The organism is Agrobacterium sp. SUL3, from assembly GCF_001263295.1.
In the GTDB taxonomy this organism is placed as follows: Bacteria; Pseudomonadota; Alphaproteobacteria; order Rhizobiales; family Rhizobiaceae; genus Agrobacterium; species Agrobacterium tomkonis.
Genome location: NZ_KQ414508.1, coordinates 58,895 through 75,236, shown reverse-complemented (window position 1 = coordinate 75,236; position 16,342 = coordinate 58,895). Strand labels below are relative to the sequence as shown.

14 protein-coding genes are annotated in these 16,342 nt (G+C 58.7%); 6 read left to right on the top strand and 8 right to left on the bottom strand.

All coding sequences use genetic code 11. The features are described 5' to 3' along the window. Positions 1-71 precede the first annotated feature (71 nt). On the bottom strand, positions 72-1,856 hold the full coding sequence (locus AKG12_RS18985; protein WP_052820047.1) for a methyl-accepting chemotaxis protein: 1,785 nt from the start codon (positions 1,854-1,856) through the stop codon (positions 72-74). A 295-nt stretch (positions 1,857-2,151) separates the two neighbouring features. Here AKG12_RS18985 and AKG12_RS18980 point away from each other — a divergent pair, with 295 nt between their 5' ends. The 6 genes from AKG12_RS18980 to AKG12_RS18955 all read left to right on the top strand — a co-directional run bounded on the left by AKG12_RS18980 (position 2,152) and on the right by AKG12_RS18955 (position 8,006). Next, positions 2,152-2,742 carry a methyltransferase family protein gene (locus AKG12_RS18980; RefSeq protein ID WP_052820046.1) on the top strand — a complete coding sequence of 197 codons (591 nt, stop codon included), beginning with the start codon at positions 2,152-2,154 and terminating at the stop codon, positions 2,740-2,742. A 159-nt stretch (positions 2,743-2,901) separates the two neighbouring features. Further along, a complete protein-coding gene (locus AKG12_RS18975; protein ID WP_052820045.1) occupies positions 2,902-3,375 on the top strand; it encodes a VOC family protein in 474 nt (157 codons plus the stop codon). Positions 3,376-3,633: 258 nt separating this feature from the next. After that, positions 3,634-4,977, top strand: coding sequence for an extracellular solute-binding protein (locus tag AKG12_RS18970; RefSeq protein ID WP_046800504.1), 1,344 nt, complete (start codon positions 3,634-3,636; stop codon positions 4,975-4,977). Positions 4,978-5,064: 87 nt separating this feature from the next. After that, positions 5,065-5,955: a carbohydrate ABC transporter permease gene (locus AKG12_RS18965; protein ID WP_046800436.1), complete on the top strand. Its 891-nt coding sequence runs from the start codon at positions 5,065-5,067 to the stop codon at positions 5,953-5,955. A gap of 7 nt (positions 5,956-5,962) precedes the next feature. Beyond that, positions 5,963-6,847 (top strand): ABC transporter permease subunit, encoded by an 885-nt coding sequence (locus tag AKG12_RS18960; RefSeq protein WP_046800435.1) that lies wholly within the window; start codon positions 5,963-5,965, stop codon positions 6,845-6,847. A 34-nt stretch (positions 6,848-6,881) separates the two neighbouring features. Beyond that, the gene (locus AKG12_RS18955) at positions 6,882-8,006 is read left to right on the top strand and encodes a sn-glycerol-3-phosphate import ATP-binding protein UgpC (protein ID WP_052820044.1); all 1,125 of its coding nucleotides are present in this window, start codon (positions 6,882-6,884) and stop codon (positions 8,004-8,006) included. Between the two features lie 18 nt (positions 8,007-8,024). Here the strand turns inward: AKG12_RS18955 and AKG12_RS18950 are convergent, their stop codons facing one another. From AKG12_RS18950 to AKG12_RS18920, 7 genes are all read right to left on the bottom strand, one after another. Continuing rightward, positions 8,025-8,852 (bottom strand): carbohydrate ABC transporter permease, encoded by an 828-nt coding sequence (locus AKG12_RS18950; RefSeq protein WP_046800433.1) that lies wholly within the window; start codon positions 8,850-8,852, stop codon positions 8,025-8,027. Next, entirely contained in the window at positions 8,849-9,733 is an 885-nt protein-coding gene (locus tag AKG12_RS18945; RefSeq protein ID WP_046800432.1) for a carbohydrate ABC transporter permease, read from the bottom strand. Before AKG12_RS18945 ends, AKG12_RS18950 begins: the two co-directional genes overlap by 4 nt. Positions 9,734-9,801: 68 nt before the next feature. Beyond that, a complete protein-coding gene (locus AKG12_RS18940; protein WP_052820043.1) occupies positions 9,802-11,076 on the bottom strand; it encodes an extracellular solute-binding protein in 1,275 nt (424 codons plus the stop codon). 72 nt (positions 11,077-11,148) lie between these two features. Then, positions 11,149-12,222: an ABC transporter ATP-binding protein gene (locus AKG12_RS18935; RefSeq protein ID WP_052820042.1), complete on the bottom strand. Its 1,074-nt coding sequence runs from the start codon at positions 12,220-12,222 to the stop codon at positions 11,149-11,151. Between the two features lie 7 nt (positions 12,223-12,229). Next, positions 12,230-13,741, bottom strand: coding sequence for an arabinosylfuranosidase ArfA (gene arfA / locus AKG12_RS18930; protein ID WP_052820041.1), 1,512 nt, complete (start codon positions 13,739-13,741; stop codon positions 12,230-12,232). Between the two features lie 120 nt (positions 13,742-13,861). After that, positions 13,862-14,791, bottom strand: coding sequence for an ArsR/SmtB family transcription factor (locus tag AKG12_RS18925; RefSeq protein WP_046800428.1), 930 nt, complete (start codon positions 14,789-14,791; stop codon positions 13,862-13,864). A 159-nt stretch (positions 14,792-14,950) separates the two neighbouring features. Beyond that, on the bottom strand, positions 14,951-16,243 hold the full coding sequence (locus AKG12_RS18920) for an ABC transporter substrate-binding protein (RefSeq protein ID WP_052820040.1): 1,293 nt from the start codon (positions 16,241-16,243) through the stop codon (positions 14,951-14,953). Positions 16,244-16,342 lie beyond the last annotated feature (99 nt).

Sequence of the window (16,342 nt, the reverse complement as noted above, 5' to 3'; positions counted from 1 at the left end):
CAAAACATCCAGCCGGCCCGATTGCCGGGCTGGCTGGACGCTGTCATTTACCCGATCTGGCGAGAAGCCGTCTAGAACTCCTGCCATTCATCGTGATTGAGGGCAACCGCGGCGGAACCACGCGCCGCAACGGGCCGGGATACCGGGCGGCGCGATTGAGAAGGCGCCGGCCTCACCTCCGGGCTGCTGCGCAGGGAGGATGCCGAACGCGGCGCTTCATCGAACCTGAATTGCCCCAGAAGTTCGAACAGGGCGGCGGCTTCCCGTGCAAGGCTGTGGCTGGCGGCAGTCTGCTCCTCCACCATCGCAGCGTTCTGCTGTGTGCCCTGATCGACGGTATTGACCGCCTGATTGATTTCGGCAAGTGCGGTGGACTGTTCGCGGGCGGCTTCGACAATCGCCACGACATTGCTGTTGATATCACGAACCTGCGCCGCGATTTCCTGCAGCGCCGATCCCGCCTTGGTAACCAGACCGACGCCGTTTTCCACCTGCGAGCCCGAAGCATTGATGAGGCTCTTGATTTCCTTTGCAGCCGTTGCCGAGCGCTGCGCCAGTTCGCGCACTTCCTGCGCGACGACTGCAAAACCCTTGCCCGCTTCACCGGCACGCGCCGCCTCCACGCCGGCATTCAGCGCAAGCAGATTGGTCTGGAAGGCGATCTCGTCGATCACGCCGATAATGTTGGAAATCTCGCGTGACGATTTTTCGATCTGATCCATGGCGCCGATCGCATCGCGCACCACCTGGCCCGAATGTTCGGCATGGTCGCGGGCCCGGGCGACGATCGTGCCAGCCTCTTCGGCGCGGCGGCTGGAATCGTTGACGGCAGTGGTGATCTCCTCCAGCGCGGCGGCAGTCTCCTCAATCGAAGCGGCCTGCTGTTCCGTGCGTTTGGCAAGATCATCGGCGGCGGAGCGTATCTCGTTGGAGCCCGAGGAAATCGCGCCGGCATTTTCAGATACCAGCGTCATCGCTCTCTTGAGCTTTTCCGAGGCTGCATTGAAATCCGTCCGCAATCTCTCAAGCGAGGGGATGAATGGCTTGTCAATGCTCTGCGACAGATCGCCATCAGCCAGGTCAGTAAGACATTGCGCCAGCTTTTCGACATTCTCGACGCGGCCGGTCACGTCGGTCGCAAATTTGACGACCTTGAACACCTTGCCGTTCAGATCGAAGATCGGATTATACGAGGCCTGAATGAAGACCTTGCGGCCGCCCTTGCCGAGGCGCATGAATTCATCCGCCACGAGATCACCGCCGGCAAGCCTTTCCCAGAACTGCTTATAATGCGCCGACTGCGTATAGGCCGGTTCGCAGAACATCGAATGATGCCGGCCCTGAACCTCCGGCAGTGAATAACCCAGTGCCGCCAGAAAATTCTCGTTGGCCGTCAGGACATCGCCATCAGGTGAAAACTCGATGATGGCCTGCGCCCGCGACAGGGCGTCGATCTTGCCCGCATCTTCCGCCACCTTCAGCTTGCGCTGCGTGATGTCGGTGGCGATCTTGATCACCTTCACCGGCTTGCCGCGGCGAAACACCGGGTTATAGGAGGCCTCGATCCAGACCTCCCTGCCGCCCTTGCCGATGCGCTTATATTGCTGCTGGTCGAACTGACCGGCTGAAAGTTTTGCCCAGAAGGTCTTGTAGTCCTGCGAAGACACAACGGCGGGCTCGACGAACATGCTGTGATGCCTGCCGATGATTTCCGCCAGCTCGTAACCGAGCGCACGACAGAAATTCTCGTTGGCGGTCAGAATTTTCCCGGAAAGGTCGAATTCTATAATGGCCTGGGATTTGGAAAGCGCGGCAAGAACCGCGAAAGCATTGGCACCCCGATCAAGAAAACTCACGCGCAATCCTCCGATGTCAGACAGATGATTCCCTATCAAAATCATTCAGTAATATTACTGTTACAATATTAAATAATATTTAAGGATAAACTTGACGTCCGTCGCGCGGGTTGCAAAATTCAGACTGAATTTAAACCGGCCATCGTTTCTTTCCCCAGCCCCATCACCTGCGTCAGCGCCATGGGACCGGCATAACAATCATGCATTATCGCTGTTTATACTCGGGGCATCACGAATCGGATAAGGCTGCCCTTCGCCGATACGTTGCGGTCTGCCACTGTTTTCGGGAGAAACCATGATCGACGTCGCAACCGCACTCGCCGTGTGGGTCTATATTGCCGGATTTCTATTTTTGACGGCGCGGCTGGCACGGCAGACGGGAGAACCGATCTGGCTTTTCGCAAAAGGCCGCGAGCGGCAGGCCGTTCCCGCCATGCTCTTTCGCCTCGCTTTTCTCCTCGGCGCCCTGCTTCCGCTCGTTACCCTGTGGCTGGAGCCGCAAAATCCGGTCTGGCTTCTGAACCGCAGCGATCTTGGTGCCCCAATCCGGATTGGCGGCATGGCGATGGTGCTGGCTGGCGGCCTGATCGCGCTTTATGCGCAGAACTATATGGGCAGGTCATGGCGCATCGGCGCGGCCGAAGGCCATCTTGGCGCAATCGTCGATAGCGGTCCTTTCGGCCGCTCCAGAAATCCCGTCTTTGTCGGTCAGATCGTGCTGTTTGCCGGGCTGGCGCTGGTATTTCCATCGGTTCTGCAGCTTCTTGTCGCCATCGCTGTTGTCATCGCCGTGTCGCTGCAGGTGACTATTGAAGAACGTGTGCTGACGAAGGAGCTTGGACCGGCATATGACGCCTATCGGCGCCGGGTGAGGCGCTGGCTGTAACAACAGTCGAACCTGAGCCGTGGCGTGGCCTTCAGCTTTTTCGGAACATTCATCCGCCGCAGGCATTTTATGCCGAATGGGGGGCCGGCCACGGGCCGGCAAATTTCCTTGCCTGTTCAGGCAAGATGAAGATCAGTTCCAACCTGGAGGAGCACGCAGATGAAAAAGAACACGATCTGTATCTGGTACGACAAGGACGCCGAGGCCGCCGCTAGATTTTACGCCGAGACCTTTCCCGACAGCGCGGTAACCGCCGTTCACCACGCGCCGAGCGATTATCCTTCCGGCAAGAAGGGCGATGTGCTGACGGTGCAGTTCACCGTCGCCGGCGTATCCTGCATAGGTCTGAATGGCGGTTCTGCCTTCAAACAGACAGAGGCCTTCTCGTTCCAGATATCGACCGAAGATCAGGAAGAAACCGACCGCTACTGGAACGCCATCGTCGGCAATGGTGGCGAGGAGAGCGCCTGTGGCTGGTGCAAGGACAGATGGGGTGTCTCCTGGCAGATCACCCCGCGCGTGCTGATGGACGCCATGGCCGCTGGCGGCGCTGAAGCCAAACGTGCCTTCGAGGCGATGATGGACATGAAGAAGATCGACGTCGCCGCCATCGAAGCCGCACGCCGCGGTTGACACCAACGGACTATTCAGCAGCAAGTAGCGAAATTAACTTGATCCCGGAAACACCCGAAACATAAGGGAAAATCCGATTTCATGAAATTAATCGCCTTTCCCCGCCGCGCAGATCGCCCTGCGCGGCAAGTCATCATAAAACGTTCAACAAAGTGTAAGCGATCCGTCAAAGACGGCTGTTAGCAGAGCCCGTGGCTTCGTGCTGGGAACATGACGTCCTTGCCGATCATGCCATCATCCATCAACGGGGCTCAACTCATGAAATCTTCCGCTCTGACCTCTTTCGTGGCCGGCGTCGCCATTGCTGCCGCCTTCGGCGCCACGGCCGCCCATGCAGAAAAGACCAAGTTCGAATTCTGGTACGGCCTTTCCGGCGATCTTGGCGATCGCGTTCAGGAAACCTGCAAGAAGTTCAACGATTCGCAGGCTGAATTCGAAATCGTCTGCACCTCGCAGAACGATTACGACGCCACGCTGCAGAACACCATTGCCGCTTACCGCGCCAAGAAGCAGCCCGCCATCACCCAGATCTATGACGCCGGCACGCTGGACATGATGCTGTCCAAGGCTTTCGTTCCCGCCAAGAAGCTGATGGCCGACAACGGCTACAAGATCGACTGGGACAATTATTTCCCCGGCATCGCCAACTATTATGCCACCGCTGCGGGCGAGCTGAATTCTTTCCCCTATAACTCCTCGACCGCGATGTTCTATTACAACATCGACGCTTTCGAAAAAGCCGGCATCACCTTCAAGCCGGACACCTGGGAACAGGTTCAGGAAGCCGCCACGAAGCTCAAGGCTGCCGGTTTTGAATGCCCGCTGGCCTTCAACTTCGACACCTGGATGCTGATGGAGCAGTTCTCCGCCATCCACAACCAGCCGATCGCCACCAAGGGCAACGGTTACCAGGGCCTCGACGCCGAACTGACGATCAACAAGACGAAGTTCGTCGATCACGTCAAGTTCTTCAAGAAGATGCAGGACGAGAAGCTGTTCGTCGTCAAGACCAAGCAGCTCGGCATGGACATCCTGCCCGCCTTCACCTCGCAGACCTGCCAGATGTTCATGACCTCGATCGCCAATCACGGCACCGTTGCCAAGACCATGCCGGAAGGCGTGAAGTGGGACGTTGCCATGCTGCCGGTCTGGAAGGGCACCGAGCGCCACAATTCACTGGTCGGCGGCGCGTCGCTGTGGGTCATGGCCGGTCGTCCGGACGCCGAATACAAGGGTGCAGCCGCATTCCTGAACTTCATCGCCCAGCCGGAGATGGTTCAGTGGTGGTCGACCGTCACCGGTTACATCCCGGTCACCAAGACCGGCTTCGACGCCATGAAAGCCAATGGCTTCTATGACAAGGCTCCCTATAAGGGCCGCGAAAAGGCAATCGAAAGCCTGACCTTCACGCCGCCTTCGGAATATACCCGCGGTATCCGCCTTGGCGGTTTCACGCAGATCCGCAAGGAAGTCGCCACCTCGCTCGAAGCCATCTTCATGCAGAATGCCGACGTCCAGGCTGAACTCGACAAGGCCGTCGAGCGCTCCAACGCTGGCCTGCGCCGCTTCGAAAAGACCTATGCCGGCGCCAAGCTGAACTAAGTTTCCTAAAATTTTCCAATGGCTTGCCCGAATCGCTTCACGCTTTACGGGCAAGCCCGCCCATTTCTCCAGTATTGCCGGTTTTTTATGGAAAAGCGCGCCGTCTTCAAAAGCACGTGGTTGCCCGTGCTGTTCGCCCTGCCGCAGCTTCTGCTGATCTTCCTGTTCTTCTATTGGCCCGTGGCAGCGGTCATCAACTGGGCCTTCACGCTGGAGCCGCCCTTCGGCGGCGCTGCGGAATTTGTCGGCCTTGCCAATTTCGAGGAGACCTTCCTCGATCCACTCTATTGGCAATCCGTGCTCGTCAGCATGGTTTTCGCCATTGCCGGCCCCTTCTTCACCATCCTCATCGGCCTCGTGCTGGCGCTGTGCGTCGATCGCGCCCTGCCCGGCTCCGGTTTCTTCCGGGTGCTTTATATCCTGCCCTATGCCATCGCGGGTCCTGCCGCCGGCATGGCCTTCCGCTTCATCCTGTCACCGGAGCGTGGTCTCGCCGCCTCCCTCAACGCCTGGTGGCCGGACATCTGGAACCCGGCCAAATATGGCGAACACGCGTTGATCCTTGTCATCGTCATCTTCATCTGGAAATGGGCGGGTTACACCTTCATCTTCCTGTTCGCAGGGCTGCAATCCGTGCCGCGCTCGCTGACGGAAGCCGCCGCCATGGACGGTTCCGGCCCCATTCGCCGCGCCATAGACATCCAGGTGCCGCTGCTCGCACCTACCCTGTTCTTCCTGACCGTCATCATGATGACCGAGGGTTTCGTCGGCGCCGATACATTCGGCATCGTCGCCACCACCACCGAAGGCGGCCCCAACCGCGCCACGGAGGTGATGGTCTACCGCATCGTCAGCGAAGCCTTCGAGGGGCTGAATTATTCCGGCGCCTCGGCGCAGAGCCTCGTCCTCATCGGCCTCATCATGGTTTTCACCTTCATCCAGTTCCGCTTCGTCGAGCGGCAGGTCCATTACAAGTGAGGCGGCGATGATCCAGCGCACCCCCTATGCCGACGCCCTGACCTATATCCTGATGGTTGCCGGCTTTCTTCTGCTCATCGGCCCCTTCGTCGTCATCATCGCCGGAGCGAGCCAGACGATAACCCAGGTCAACAGCGTACCGTTTCATTTCATGCCGCAGGGCGAGTTTCTCGCCAATGCCGAGACAGCCTGGAAACGCGCCAATCTCGGCAATGCGCTGTGGAACAGCATGATCATGGCGACGCTCGTCACGATCGGCAAGGTGGCCCTTTCGGCATTTACCGCCTTCGCCATCGTCTTCTTCCGCTCGCCGCTCAAACATCTGTTCTTCTGGACGGTGTTCATCACCCTGATGCTGCCGCTCGAAGTGCGTGTCGTTCCCACCTATTCGGTGGCCGCCGATCTTTTCCAGCCGTTCCGTTCCATTCTCGGCCTGTTCGGCATCGAGGTGACGGTGGAGTGGAACCTTCTCAACTCCTATGCGGGCCTCACCCTGCCGCTGGTCGCCACCGCCACCGGCACCTTCCTCTACCGACAGTTCTTCATGACCATCCCGGACGAGCTGGCGGAAGCCGCGCGTATGGATGGTTCGGGCGCGATACGCTTCTTCGTGGAGATGCTCCTGCCGCTGTCTCGCACCAACATGGCGGCGCTCACCACCATCATGTTCGTTTATGCCTGGAACCAGTATCTCTGGCCGCTGCTGATGGTCACTGACCCTTCCTACAAGACGGTGATGATGTCGCTGCGTGCGCTTTTGCCCGCCGAAGACGGCACGCCGGACTGGAACGTCACGCTCGCCGGCTCGCTCATCATCATCACACCGCCGCTTCTCGTCGTGGCCTTCCTGCAACGCTGGTTCGTCCGCGGTCTCGTTTCGTCCGACAAGTGACGGCGCGCGGCTTTCAACAACAAGGTTTCCCATCATGGCTCAGATCGATATCCGCCAGGTCCGCAAATCCTACGGCAAGACACCCACCCTGCATGGCGTGGATCTCTCTTTCGAATCCGGCGAATTCGTCGTTATCCTCGGCCCCTCGGGCTGCGGCAAATCCACGCTTCTGCGCATGATCGCTGGGCTGGAAGACATTACATCAGGTGAAATCTCCATTGGCGGGCGCGTCGTCAACAAGCTCGAGCCGCGTGAACGCGGCTGCGCCATGGTGTTCCAGAATTATGCGCTTTATCCGCATATGTCGGTCGCCGGCAATATCGGTTATGCGCTGAAAGTCGCCGGTGTCGCCAAGGCCGAGCGCCTGCGCCGCATCGAAGAAACCGCGAAGATCGTCGGCCTTACCGATTTTCTGGAGCGCAAGCCGGCCGCCCTTTCCGGTGGCCAGCGCCAGCGCGTCGCCATGGCCCGCGCGATCATCCGCGAACCGCAGGTCTTCCTGTTCGACGAGCCGCTCTCCAACCTCGACGCCAAGCTGCGCGTTACCATGCGCGCCGAAATCCGCAAGCTGCACCAGCGCCTGTCCGCAACCTCGGTTTTCGTCACCCATGACCAGGTGGAAGCGATGACGCTGGCCGACCGGCTGGTGGTGATGAACAAGGGCAATGTCGAACAGGTCGGCCATCCGCTCGATATCTATCATCGCCCCGCCACCACCTTCGTCGCGTCCTTCATCGGTTCCCCGGCGATGAACCTGTTCACCACAAGGGTCGAAGTCGAATCGCCTGCGGTGATGCTGGGCGGCGCGGCGGTCAAACTCTTCCCCGAAACCGGCCTTGAACTGCGCGGCCGCGACGTGACGGTGGGCATTCGCCCGGAACAGTGCCTTGTCAGCACGGAAGAAGGCCCAGGCGTACCGGCAATCGTCGATTTCGTCGAAGAGCTCGGCTCCGGCCGCATCGTGCATGCCGAGATCGCCGGCGAAACCTTCTCCGCCGCAATCGGCGAAGACCTTTCGGTCAAACCCGGCCAGCGCATCCACCTCACCATGCCGCCTGCGCACCTGCATTTCTTCGACCCTGCCACCGGCAAGCGGATCGAAACGGAAGGGGCAACCGAGACCAATAATCTCGGCAAGGAGGCATTGCTGGCAGTCTAGAAGACAAGGCCTTTCGGCTTAGCCCTTCACGCCTGACGAAATCATGATGGCCTCCGTCACGCGGCGCTGGAAGATGACGTAAGCGATGATGACCGGCAGTGCAGCCAGCATCGCAACGGCCATCAGGCGCGCATAGGCGACACCGAAGGCGTCGTTGACCTGGGTAATGCCGACGGGGATCGTCATCATGTTTTCCGAGGTGACGACGAGGAAAGGCCAGAAGAAGGCATTCCACACGGAAATGAAGGTCACGATCGCCATGGCGGTCGTGATCCCCCAGTTGAGCGGCAGATAGACCCGGAACAGGATCGTGTATTCGCCGCCGCCATCCAGCACCACCGCTTCGCGCATCTCCTTCGGCACGCTGTCGAAGAACTGCTTGTAGACGATGATGACGATGGGGGTGATGAGCTGCGGCAGGATGATGCCGGCCCAGGTGTTGATGAGGTTGAGGTTCTTCATCAGGATGAACTGCGTGACGACAAGCGTCTGCGCCGGCACCATGAAACTTGCCAGCACGATGCCATAGAGCAGCCGCCGTCCCGGAAAGCGTATCTGCGACAGCGCATAGGCGCACAGCATCGAAATGAACAGGACGGAGACCGTGACGATGACGGCGGTGCCGATGGAATTGACATACCAGGTCAGCAGCCGCGTGTTGAATATCGCGTTCACATAGGCGCCCAGCTGGAACTCATCCGGCAGCAACGATGTGTTGCCGGCAACATTCTCATCGGAACGAAGCGACGTGACGAAACTCCAGTAGAGCGGAAAAATCCACACCAGCGCCGCCGAAAAGGTCAAAAGGGTCAGAACGATGTTCTCTAGTTTTCTGGTCGGGCTCATGAGTTCCTCCGGATGCGCAGCAGCTGGAACTGGAGAACGGAAACGATGACGATCAACAGGAAAAGCACGGTCGCAACGGCCGAGGCGTAACCGCCATTGTTCATCTGGAAGGCCTCGCGATAGACCTTGAGGAGGAGCACGAAGCTGGAATTGAAAGGGCCGCCGCCGCTCAGAAGGTAGATCTGGTCGAATATCTTCAGTTGCAGGATCAGTTGCAGCGTCAGGACAAGTGCCGTCACGGGCCACAGAAGCGGCCAGGTGACGCGACGGAAACGTTGCCAGGTCGTCGCGCCATCCAGCGCCGCCGCTTCATAAAGCTCGGTCGGAATATTGCGCAGGCCGGCAATGAACAGCAGCACGTTAAAACCGTTCGTCCACCAGATGGTGACGACAGCGACCATCGGCATCACCCAATAGGGGTTCTTGAAGACGGCGACGGGCTTGCCCGCCAGCAGCGAAATGACCGGCTGGAGAACACCGAACTGCAAATCGAGCATCCATGCCCAGATCTCCGTCACCACCGAAACCGGCAGCACGTAAGGCAGGAAAAACAGGCTCATGGCGATTGTCTGCCCGATGCCCGACAGCCGGCTGACGGCGAGTGAAATCATCAACGCGATTATGGTGGTCGGCACCACGGTCAAGAGGACGAAATAACCGTTGTTCTTCAGCGAGGTGACAAAAAGCCGGTCGCCCAGCAGTTTCGCATAATTCTCAAACCCGACCCAGTTTCCCTCACCGATCAGCGGCGCATCGGTAAAGCTGATGCGCACCATCTCGATCAGCGGATAAAGGAAGAAGGTGGCGAAGACGACGATGAATGGCGTCACCATCGACAGCGCGATCAGCGACTTCTTCCGCCGGTTTTCAATCATTGCCATGGAATGCCTCCGGGCCTCTGCGTATGCGCGATGCCCTCCAGCCATTGGGGCCGGAGGGCAGGCGTGGATTATTTGAGTTTGCCCTGAAGTTCGGACTGGATCTGCTCGACGGCTTCCGCGCTGCCGACAAAACCCTGAATGGCCGGCGCGATGACGTTGAGTGCCGCGTCATAGGCCGGAGAGGCAACCCCGGTAATTGTGGTCTTGGGGTCAAACACCGCCGCCTCCGCCAGCGTGGCATAGGTGGCGTTCGGCTGCATGGCCTTATATTCAGCACTTTCGGTGATCGATTTATAGGCTGGAATATGCCCGGCATCGGCCCAGCTGATGGCGTGTTTTTCCATCCAGCCGATCACCGTCATGACTGCGGCGCGCTTTTCGCCGGAAACCGTCTTGTCGCCTTCATTCGGGATGGCGAAAGCATGGGAATCCGCCCAGGTGGCGCGTTTGCCCATCAAAGGCGGCACTTCCACCGCACTCCATTTGAACCCGAGCTTGCCGTTCTTTTCCAGATCCTTATAGGTCGGTACTTCCCAGACGCCATTCAGCTGGAAGGCAGATTTGCCGGCGGAAAACAGCGCCACCGAGGCCTCATATTCCGCCTGTTCCGGCGCCCAGCCGTTTTCCCGCCATCTGGACAGGGTGTCTATGGCTTTTGCGGCCTTTTCGGCATTGTCGCCGGCCAGAACCTCCTTACCGGTGACGAGTTCGCCACCCTGCTGCGACAGCAGCGTATAAAACACCCGCCAGACCCCGCCTTCACCGCCCGACTGATAGGTGATCGGCGTCTCAACGCCATTTTCCTTCGCCCAGGCGAGCGCCTTTTCGAAATCCTCGATCGTCTTGATGCCGGTCAGCTTGCCTTCGGCATCGAGATAGGGAGAGCCCTTCAAAAGATCGGCGTTGTAATAAAGGACAAGGGCGTGAATATCGAACGGCACAGCGTAAAGCTTGCCGTCCTGCGTGGCCGCCTCCACCGGCGCGCTGAAGAAGTCTTCCGTCTTCAGCCCGGCATCCTCAAGATCCTTTGCGGTGATTTCGCTCAGCACCTTTTCTTCAAGGCCAAGCGGCGCGCGCGACAGGTGATAGGTCATGATATCCGGACCTGAACCGACCGCAGAGGCCGTTCTCACCTTGGTGTAAAAGGGAACGCCCCATTCCAGTGTCGTGCCCTTGATCTGGATATCGGGATGTTCCTTGTTGAAGGCCTCGATCAGCGCTTTCATGCGCACGCCGTCACCACCGGCCAGAAAGTCCCACCAGATGATATCCTGCTTGGCAAGCGCCGGCATGGCGGTCAAACCCAGAACCGTGCCGATAAGCAATGTCTTGATCAATCGCATCGTTATTCCTCCCGTTTCTTGAAACACCCCGTCAGGGGATGGTTTGCTGCATCGAAAGGCGCCTCCTCGCGCCTATCGCAACCTTTTGCCGTCGCTGTCGAAAACCAGGATCCTGTCGGGCGAGGCGCTGAGCGAGACGGACCGGCCATCCAGCTGCTCCCGGGAGCCCTGCCGCTGCACGATAAGCTCCTTTCCCGCCCTGGTGCGGGTGTAGAGGTAAGACAGATCGCCAAGCTCCTCGGCCACCTCGACGATGACGGGCAAGACGCCTTCATCCGTGATCGCCAGATGTTCCGGCCTGATGCCAATCTCGAGCCGCTGGCCGGGCGACACCGGCTGCGACAACCGCGCTTCGAGAGGCCGCTTACCGCCTTCGAGCGCCAGCGTCACGTGGCCATCACGCTGCTCCACAACATCGGCCTGCAGGAAATTCATCGCCGGCGATCCGATAAAGCCCGCCACGAAACGATTGTCGGGATCGTCATACAGCGTCAGAGGCGCCCCCGCCTGCTGCACGATGCCGCCCTTCAGCACGAAAATCCTGTCGGCAAGTGTCATCGCCTCCACCTGATCATGCGTGACATAGATCATGGTCGCGCCGAGCTTGCGGTGCAGCCGGGTCAGTTCCAGCCGCATCTGCACGCGCAACTCGGCGTCCAGATTGGACAGGGGTTCATCGAACAGGAACACCTTCGGCTGCCGCACGATGGCGCGGCCGATGGCCACACGCTGCCTCTGGCCACCCGAAAGCTGCGAAGGCCTTTTGTGCAGATGCTCGTCAAGCTGGAGGATGCGGGAGGCCTCGCCCACCCTCTCATTCACCTCCGCCTTCGGGCGGCGGGCAAGCCGCAGGCTGAAAGCCATGTTCTCGAACACCGTCAGATGCGGATAGAGCGCATAATTCTGGAAGACCATCGCCACGCCGCGATCCGCCGGTTCGACCGCGGTAACATCGCGGTCGTCAATGGCGATGCGGCCGCCACTGGTTTCCTCAAGCCCGGCGATCATGCGCAACAGGGTGGATTTTCCGCAACCGGAAGGCCCCACGAACACCGCGAAGCTGCCGGTCGGGATTTCCATCGAGACGTCCCGGATCGCTGCGAACGATCCGAAGGACTTGGCGATATTGTTGAGACGGACACCCATCACCGCCTCACTGAACCTTCAGGCGCAGCACGTGATAGGACAACGCCGGCACGGAGCCTTTGAGCGCGCCATCCTCGACGGCAACGCCACTGCCCGGCACCGGCACGACGCGGTCGGGCTGGTCGGGGCCGTTTCCGACCCGCAGGTCATATCCCGCCATCGCAAGATGCAGGCTGAGGGTGGCGGATGAAAATCCGGTGAGGCTGACATTGATATCCGCCGCCTCGGTGAGATGGCGGTTGAGGACAAACAGCGTCACCACGCCTTCTTCCTCGCTGAAGACCCCGGCGACATCGAGATATTTGACGTCGTCAGCCGCGTTGCAATCGTAAGTCGGGCAATCGACCGCGACATTCAGCGCAACACCACGACCATAAAGCGAGGCGAACTGATAGGGATAATAGATTGTCTGACGCCAGGCCGGCCCGTTCTTTTCTGCCCGGATCGGGGCGATGACGTTGACGAGCTGGGCGATGCAGGCGATGCGCACGCGGTCCGAGCGGCGGATGAACTCATTAAGCAGACCGGCAACGAAGAGAGCATCCTCGAAATTATAGGTCTCTTCCAGCAGGGCGGGCGCTTCCGGCCAATCCCAGCTCTTGATGCGTTTGCTGTCGTCTTCGCGGATGTGATACCAGACGTTCCATTCGTCGAAGCAGATGGAAACATCGTTTTTGGCGCGCTTCTTGGCTTTCACATAATCGATGACGCCGGCAATCGTCTGGATATAGCGGCCGGTCTCTTCGATCTTGCCGAAATAATTCAGCGTGTCGCGGCTGTTATTGCCGAAATATTTGTGCAGCGAGATGTGGTCGACATTCTCGTAGCATTCTTCCAGCACTTCGCGTTCCCACTCGGGATAGGTCGGCATGCCATCATTCGAACTGCCGCAGACGATCGCTTCAATTGTCGGGTCGAAGCCTTTGAAAGCCTTGGCGGTTTCGTTGGCCAGCCGGCCATATTCCACCGCCGTCTTGTGGCCGATCTGCCAGGGGCCGTCCATCTCGTTGCCGAGGCACCACATCTTCACGCCATGCGGTTTCTCGGTGCCGTGGCTGCGGCGCAGATCGCTAAGCTCGGTGCCGCCGGGAAAATTCACATATTCAAGGAAGTTGCGGGCATCATCCAGACCGCGGGAACCAAGATTGACCGCCAGCATCATCTCGATGCCGGCCATCTGCGCCCAGTCGGCGAATTCATTGATGCCGATCTGGTTGGTTTCCTTTGACCGCCAGGCAAGGTCCAGACGAATAGGCCGCTTGTCGCGCGGGCCGATACCGTCTTCCCAGCGATAGGCGGAAACGAAATTGCCGCCGGGATAACGGATGGCGGGAATTTTCAGGTCCTGCACGAATTTCAGGACATCCCTGCGAAAGCCGTTCTCATCCGCCTGCGGATGGCCGGGCTCGTAAATCCCGCCATAGATCGCACGCCCCATATGCTCGATGAAGGCGGAATATAGGCGATCGTCGATACGCCCAATCCGGAAATCCCGGTGGACTGAAACCCGCGCTTTCATAGGCTCTCCTCCCTGCGCATTTATATCTTAAAATATGGTATGAACCATATTTGATAATATAGTTGCCGAGGGAATCCGCGCCTGTCAACCGCGAAAATCATACTTTTAAAATTTGAAGGCTCAGTCTGCCGTGCGCAGGCGCAGGACGATGTCCTGATCGTAATTTCCGAAACCCCGGCCGAAGATATTCAGCCCGCCCGGATGTTTCGCGTCGGCCTTGACTTCGATGCGCAGGCGGATGGAACGATGGCTCACCAGATCGATATCCGCCAGCGTCACATCCGAAATGCGGGTACCATCGACATAGGTTCCCTGCGCGGTGATGCGCCAGGTTTTGAGCATGCCATATTGGGAACCGGAGAGTTTCCACCAATCGGGCGTGAACACCCCTCGCTTGTCACCGAAGTCACCCGGCGAGGTCCACACGCCGATTTCCCTGCCGTTGACGGAGAGGGTTATGTCCGACGGCCAGTTGCTGTGCGTTCCCGGCACCTCGGAACTGACCTCCATCGAAAACTCGATTTCTTCGACGTTTCGGCCCTGAATCTTGGCATTATTGGGGAATTGATATTCCACGAAGCCGGATGTCAACCATAAGAGCGCCGTCTTCATGCGATCAGGATCCATGAAGGTATCGGGCACATCCAGAAGCCCGATAATACCATCAGGCGAACAGATGCCGCAGGGTGCCGTCACCGAACTCTGGGTATAAAGACCAAGCGGCATGGCCACCGCAATGTAATTGGAAGCCGCCGGCGCCTCGGGTCTTCGGAAGGAAACGATGAGTTCGTCGCAGGTGGCGAAGCAGATTTTCTGGCTGCCCTTGCGCGCCTTGCGCGTCTCGGTTCGCAGCAGCCCCGCCTCTTCAAGAACGGCCACACCGGCGGAAACGGTGGACTGGGGTAACTCCAGCCGCTGCGCGATCTCGTTGACATTCAGACCGCTCGTCTCATGCAGCAGCTTCAATATCTGCACGCGGATCAACGAAGCAGCCGCTTTCAGGACATCGAATTCTTTTTCAGCATCAACCAGGAGGAAATTGGGGGCCATTCTCTAATCTTCAGATTTATCGATCCAGATCAGGATTTCTGGCTTAAATACCCTATACTTGTCCAGTGTTGTTTATCGTTCAGGCATATCTGAAAGTTAAAGGCATGAAAAAGGCATCGCCACGCAGCCTTGAGACCACGTGGCGATGCCCCTTTGTCGTCAACCGCGCTTGCGCAGGGTCCGCGTGCCGGTGTCGACAAGATTCTGCGCCGCTTCATCCACGCTGGCGCGACCGAAGGCGAGCGAATCGGCAATCGGACGCATCACGCCACGGTCGAACTCATTGGCACCGATGGGGGCGGGCTCCGGATAGGCATCGGTCTTTCCGGACAGGCTTTCGATATAATCCACCGATTTGCGCTCAGTCTCATTGAGGCTCGGCAATACTGCCTCACGCACCTTCTTTGCCGGCGGCACGCCGCGTTCCACGCCAAGTACCTTGCCGGCCTCCAGATCGTTGACGAAGAAGTTGATGAACTTCGCCGCCGCTTCCGGATTGGTGGAGGTGGACGAAATGGACCAGATAAGTCCCGGCCGGTAATAATGCCCGGTCGGCTTGCCGGCCCCCTCACCCGGCAGCATGCCGATGGACAGCGTTTTCTTGTTGAGCGCCTGATAACCCACAAGCTGGTTGGAATAGGCAAAACCGGTGGCGGAATTGCCAAGCGTCAAGGCATTGGATTCGATGGTGTTGTCATCACGCGTCTGGATATCGGCGGAAACGCAGAGCTTGTCCTCACGCAGCTTTTCCCAATAGGCGAACCATTCCTTGGCGTCTTCCTTGTTGAAGCCGATGGTGCCATCCTGAAACAGCAGCTTGCCGCGCTGGCGAAGCCAGACATCGAAGACGTAATGATAACGCGCACCATAGGGAATGGCCCAATAATTGCGCCGCGCCGGGCCGTTCTTCTTGAAATCGCGCGCCAGTTCCGCAAGCGCCGTCCAGGTGATCTGCCCTTCCGGCATGGAAACGCCGGCTTCCTTCAACGCCTCGGCATCATACATCATGCAGAAGGAATTAAGCCCGAGACCGACGCCGTAAAGCTTGCCGTCGATGCGGCAAAGATCGATCTCGCTCTTGCCGAAGCTGGAAAGATCAAGCGCCGAGCCGACGAACTGATCTAGTTCCATGCAGGCGCCACGGCCGGAATAATCGGCGATGGTGGATGGTTCAAGCTGAAAGATGTCGGCGACATTGCGTCCCGCCATCGAGGTCGCAAGCTTGGTCCAGTAGTCGGAACCGGCGATCATTTCGCCGCTGACAACTGTTTGCGGATCGGCCTTCTGGTAAAGGGCGATGACGTCATTGGTGCGCTTGTTGCGATCGGCTGATCCCCACCACACGCAACGAAGCCGGGTCTCGGCCGCCAGCGCGCGGAAACCGCCCGCCGCAACCCCAAGACCGGCCAGCGCCGCCGTCACCAAAAATCCACGTCTGTCGATAGTTTGCATCTGCTCCTCCCGCGTTTTGCAAATTTTTCACTGACTACTTAATTCTTGCAAATTTTCTGTATTTGCAATATTTGCATCATAATAGATTTTTTTGCAAGC

Bases quoted from the DNA above. Each gene is read 5' to 3' on its own strand.
- AKG12_RS18955 (WP_052820044.1), top strand. From the start codon at position 6,882: ATGGCTCAGATCGATATCCGCCAGGTCCGCAAATCCTACGGCAAGACA.
- AKG12_RS18920 (WP_052820040.1), bottom strand. From the start codon at position 16,243: ATGCAAACTATCGACAGACGTGGATTTTTGGTGACGGCGGCGCTGGCC.
- AKG12_RS18970 (WP_046800504.1), top strand. From the start codon at position 3,634: ATGAAATCTTCCGCTCTGACCTCTTTCGTGGCCGGCGTCGCCATTGCT.
- AKG12_RS18945 (WP_046800432.1), bottom strand. From the start codon at position 9,733: ATGGCAATGATTGAAAACCGGCGGAAGAAGTCGCTGATCGCGCTGTCG.
- AKG12_RS18940 (WP_052820043.1), bottom strand. From the start codon at position 11,076: ATGCGATTGATCAAGACATTGCTTATCGGCACGGTTCTGGGTTTGACC.
- AKG12_RS18960 (WP_046800435.1), top strand. From the start codon at position 5,963: ATGATCCAGCGCACCCCCTATGCCGACGCCCTGACCTATATCCTGATG.
- arfA (WP_052820041.1), bottom strand. From the start codon at position 13,741: ATGAAAGCGCGGGTTTCAGTCCACCGGGATTTCCGGATTGGGCGTATC.
- AKG12_RS18965 (WP_046800436.1), top strand. From the start codon at position 5,065: ATGGAAAAGCGCGCCGTCTTCAAAAGCACGTGGTTGCCCGTGCTGTTC.
- AKG12_RS18950 (WP_046800433.1), bottom strand. From the start codon at position 8,852: ATGAGCCCGACCAGAAAACTAGAGAACATCGTTCTGACCCTTTTGACC.
- AKG12_RS18975 (WP_052820045.1), top strand. From the start codon at position 2,902: ATGAAAAAGAACACGATCTGTATCTGGTACGACAAGGACGCCGAGGCC.
- AKG12_RS18925 (WP_046800428.1), bottom strand. From the start codon at position 14,791: ATGGCCCCCAATTTCCTCCTGGTTGATGCTGAAAAAGAATTCGATGTC.
- AKG12_RS18935 (WP_052820042.1), bottom strand. From the start codon at position 12,222: ATGGGTGTCCGTCTCAACAATATCGCCAAGTCCTTCGGATCGTTCGCA.
- AKG12_RS18980 (WP_052820046.1), top strand. From the start codon at position 2,152: ATGATCGACGTCGCAACCGCACTCGCCGTGTGGGTCTATATTGCCGGA.